General features: G+C 69.4%; 4 protein-coding genes and 1 pseudogene. All 5 read right to left on the reverse strand.

Annotated features, from left to right (window positions below):
• Window positions 1-366 (reverse strand): annotated as a pseudogene (locus VFM98_RS19680) (GTPase HflX); the annotation flags it as partial.
• A gap of 55 nt (window positions 367-421) precedes the next feature.
• Entirely contained in the window at window positions 422-670 is a 249-nt protein-coding gene (hfq, locus tag VFM98_RS19685; protein ID WP_325111592.1) for an RNA chaperone Hfq, read from the reverse strand.
• A 130-nt stretch (window positions 671-800) separates the two neighbouring features.
• On the reverse strand, window positions 801-2,138 hold the full coding sequence (gene der / locus VFM98_RS19690) for a ribosome biogenesis GTPase Der (RefSeq protein WP_325111593.1): 1,338 nt from the start codon (window positions 2,136-2,138) through the stop codon (window positions 801-803).
• Between the two features lie 13 nt (window positions 2,139-2,151).
• Complete coding sequence (gene bamB, locus VFM98_RS19695) at window positions 2,152-3,303, reverse strand: outer membrane protein assembly factor BamB (RefSeq protein WP_325111594.1); 1,152 nt, start codon at window positions 3,301-3,303, stop codon at window positions 2,152-2,154.
• Window positions 3,300-3,974, reverse strand: a complete 675-nt coding sequence (locus tag VFM98_RS19700) for a tetratricopeptide repeat protein (protein WP_325111595.1) — start codon at window positions 3,972-3,974, stop codon at window positions 3,300-3,302. Before VFM98_RS19700 ends, bamB begins: the two co-directional genes overlap by 4 nt.
• Window positions 3,975-4,018 lie beyond the last annotated feature (44 nt).

A 4,018-nucleotide genomic window follows, 5' to 3' on the forward strand; every position in this document is an offset into this window, starting at 1 on the left:
CTTGCCCTCGTGGCTGCGGGCGCGCTGGGCGAAGATCTCCAGGATCAGGAGCGTGCGGTCGTTGACCGGCAGCCCCAGGTGGCGCTCCAGGTTGCGCTGCTGCGCCGGGCTCAGGGCCTGGTCGAACAGGATCTCGCTGGCGCCCGTTTCCTCGGCCAGCTGCTTGATCTCGTCGGCCTTGCCGCGCCCCACGAACAGGGCGGCGTCGGGCGCCTTGCGCCGGGCGGTCACCCGCGCCACCGGCTCCATGCCGGCGGTCTGGGCGAGTTGGCCCAGTTCCTCGAGGTCGGAGTCGAAATGCGGCAAGCCCAGGTCCACCCCCACCAGGATGGTGGCGGCGGCCGGACGTTCGGAAGATGCGGTCAAACCGGCGTAGGACGGAAGGTGGGCCCGCAGGGGCGGGCCTGGATGCGGTTCGGACTCAGCTTGCGGCGCCTTCCCCGGTCTCGGCCGGCGAGAAGTTCACGGCCCGGCCCGGAACGATGGTGGAGATCGCGTGCTTGTAGACCATTTGCGTGACGGTGTTGCGAAGCAGCACCACGTACTGGTCGAAGGATTCGATCTGGCCCTGGAGCTTGATGCCGTTGACCAGGTAAATGGACACCGGAACGTGCTCTCGACGCAGGGTGTTCAGGAAGGGGTCTTGTAGTAGCTGCCCTTTGTTGCTCACGATATTCTCCGTGTTTCCGGTGTTGTTGGAGATTGCACATTACCACAGCAAGGACGCTGGGCGCTCAATCCCGGGCTGTCCAGTTGCAGCCGTTCGGGAAGTTTTCAAGGCCGGCGGGCCGCCGGGAGCCCTATTCCTTGTCGGCGTAGGGATTCCTGGAAGTGCGCATCTCGATGCGCAGCGGGGTTCCGACCAGATTGAACTCCTTGCGGAACCGCCCTTCCAGGAAGCGCTTGTAAGCGTCGGTCACGTGCTCGAGGGAATTCCCGTGCACCACGATCACCGGCGGGTTCATGCCGCCCTGGTGGGCATAGCGCAGCTTGGGGCGGAACATGCCCGAGCGCTTGGGCGACTGGAACTGCACCGCCTCGTGCACCAGCCGGGTCAGCACCGGCGTCGTCATCTTGATCATCGCCGACTTGTAGGCCTGGGCGATCGAGCCCCACACCGGGCCCAGGCCCTGGCGCTTGGCGGCGGAGATGAAGTGCAGGTCGGCGAACTTCAGGAAGGCGAGGCGCTGCTCCACCTGGCGCCGCAGCAGCTCGCGCTGGTAGTCGTCCACCGCGTCCCACTTGTTGACGGCCAGCACCACGGCGCGGCCGCTTTCCAGGATGTAGCCGGCGATGTGGGCGTCCTGGTCGGTCACGCCCTGGGTGGCGTCCAGCAGCAGCAGCACCACGTTGGCCGATTCGATCGCCTGCAGGGTCTTGACCACCGAGAACTTCTCGATCGCCTCGAACACCTTGCCCTTGCGGCGCAGGCCGGCGGTGTCGATGAGCTCGAACTTCTGGCCGTTGCGCTCGAACGGCACCGAAATCGCGTCGCGCGTGGTGCCAGGCAGGTCGAAGGCGACCAGCCGCTCCTCGCCCAGCCAGGCGTTGATCAGGGTCGACTTGCCCACGTTGGGGCGGCCCGCCACGGCCAGCTTGATGATGCCGCTCTGCTGCTCCGCGGCGCCTTCCTCCTCCTCGGGGAGGTTGAGCGGCTCGAAGGCGATGTCCACCAGGCTGCGGATGCCCTGGCCGTGGGCGGCGGAGACCGGGTGCACCTCGCCCAGGCCGAGCTCGTAGAACTCGGCCAGCTGCGCGCCTTCCTGCATGCCTTCGGCCTTGTTGGCGGCCAGCACCGTGGGCTTGCCCAGCTTGCGCAGGTAGTTGGCGATGTCGTGGTCCTGCGCCGAGAGGCCGGCGCGGGCGTCGACCACGAACACCACCACGTCGGCTTCGGCCACGGCCTGCTGCGTCTGCCGGGCCATCTCCTTGTAGATGCCCTGCTCCGCGGTCGGCTCGAAGCCGCCGGTGTCGATGACGATGAACTCGTAGCGGCCGTGCCTCGCGTTGCCGTAGTGGCGGTCGCGCGTGAGGCCGGCGAAATCGGCCACGATGGCATCGCGCGACTTGGTCAGCCGGTTGAACAGCGTCGATTTGCCGACGTTGGGGCGGCCCACCAGGGCCATCACCGGCTTCATTCTTCAGATCCCTTTACTGCGGCACGAAGCCGTAGACGTTGCCGTCGCGGGTGACGACCACCAGCGTGTTGCCGGCCGCCACCGGCGCGGCGGCGACGGCGCTGCCGTCGGTGGCCAGGCGGTGCAGCAGCGTACCGTCCTCGCGCGAGAGCAGGTGCACGAAGCCGAAGGCGTCGCCCACCACCACCGCCCGGCCCAGCGCCAGCGGCGTGCCGAGGCCGCGGTGCAGCAGCTTGTCGTTGGTCCAGCCGCGCTGGCCGTCGCTGCGGCGCCAGGAGACCACCTTGCCGTCGGTCTCGGTGCCGAACACGCTGGCGGCGTCGCCATGCACGCCTTCCGAGCCGTTGGCGCGCTGGGTCCAGACCACGGCGCCGCGGGTGGTGTCGACGCAGCCCACCGCCGCCTGGAAGGCGCGGGCACAGACCGTATCGCCCACGCGGCTGACGCGGCCCACCAGGTCCACCAGCCGCTCGATGTCGTTGATGCCGCGCGCGGTGGCGATCGGCGCCTCCCAGCGCACGCTGCCGTTCAAGGGGTTCAGGCCCGCGAGGCGGCCGCCCTGCCCCACCACCAGCGTGTCGCCCACGGCCAGGATCACGCCTTCCTGGCGCAGCACCAGCGGCTCGCCCTGGCGCTGCTGCGACCACAGGCGGCGGCCGGTGCCGCCGTCGAAGGCGGAGACGGAGCGGTCGCCGCCCAGCACGAACACGCGCGCCCCGGCCACCAGCGGCGCCGTGTACGACAGCGCGCCGAGCTTCTGGCGCCAGACTTCCTTGCCGCTCACCAGGGCGACCAGGTCGTTGTTGCGGGTGATCACGGCGGCGGTGCTGCCGTCGAAGCCCACACCGGCGGCCAGCGGCGCGCCGGCGCTGCCGCGCCACTGCTCGCGGCCCGTGGTGGCATCGAATGCGGCCACGGTGCCGTCGCTGGCCGCCGCCACGGCGACGTTGCCGTCGACGGCCACCACCAGCGGGAAATCGATCCGGCCGATCCTGGCATTCCAGGCCTGGCGCACGGCGATCAGGTTGGGATCGGGCTGCAGTTCGGCCGGTTTCGGCTTTTCCGGCCCGCCCACGAAGGGCAGCGCGTTCAGGACGGAGCAGCCGGCCAGCAGCACGGCCGCGCCGCCCGCCAGCGCGGCGCGCAGGAGGCGCTGCCCCCTCATGACTTGGCGGTCTCCGCGGGCTTGAGCGTCTGCACGTCCACGCCGAGCGCGGTGAGCTTCACCTCCACCAGGGGGCGGTACTGGGAATCGGCGCCGAAGGCCTGCCAGGCCTTCATGTATTCCAGCTTGGCCTGTTCCTTGTTGCCCTGCAGGTTGTAGATGTCGCCGCGGCGGTCGGCGGCGAGCGCCTCGAACTCGCGCGGGACGCCGGAATTGAGCTGCTTGAGGGCGCCGTCGTAGTCCTTGGCCTCGACCAGCAGCGCGGCCAGGCGCAGCTTCGCCACCGCCTGCAGGCCTTCGTCGTTCGCGTCCTCGGCCACCCATTGCAGCGCCGACTTCGCCGCGTCGGGCTTGCCCCGCTCCGCCAGCACGCGGCCGGCGATCAGGCCGGCCTGCTGCGCGTAGGCGGTGCGCCCGTACTTGTCCTTGATGTCCTTGAAGGCCTGCTCCACCCGGGCGGCGTCGCCCGCGGCACCGGCGCGGTCCACCTCGTCGAAGAGGAAGGAGGCCTGCGCGGCCTGGCGCCGCTCCCAGTACTGCCAGCCGTTGTAGGCGGCGATGGAGCCGAACACGACGATCAGGATCCAGGTGATCGCGTTGCCGTACTGGTTCCAGTAGTGCTTGAGCTGGTCAAGCTGTTCCTGTTCTTCGAGGTCTAGGTGTCTGGCCATGGTGTGCTGTACTGTGCGAGTTGGATTGTAGGCTGGCGCTGAGC

The organism is Ramlibacter sp., assembly GCF_035706265.1.
Taxonomy (GTDB): Bacteria; Pseudomonadota; Gammaproteobacteria; order Burkholderiales; family Burkholderiaceae_C; genus Ramlibacter.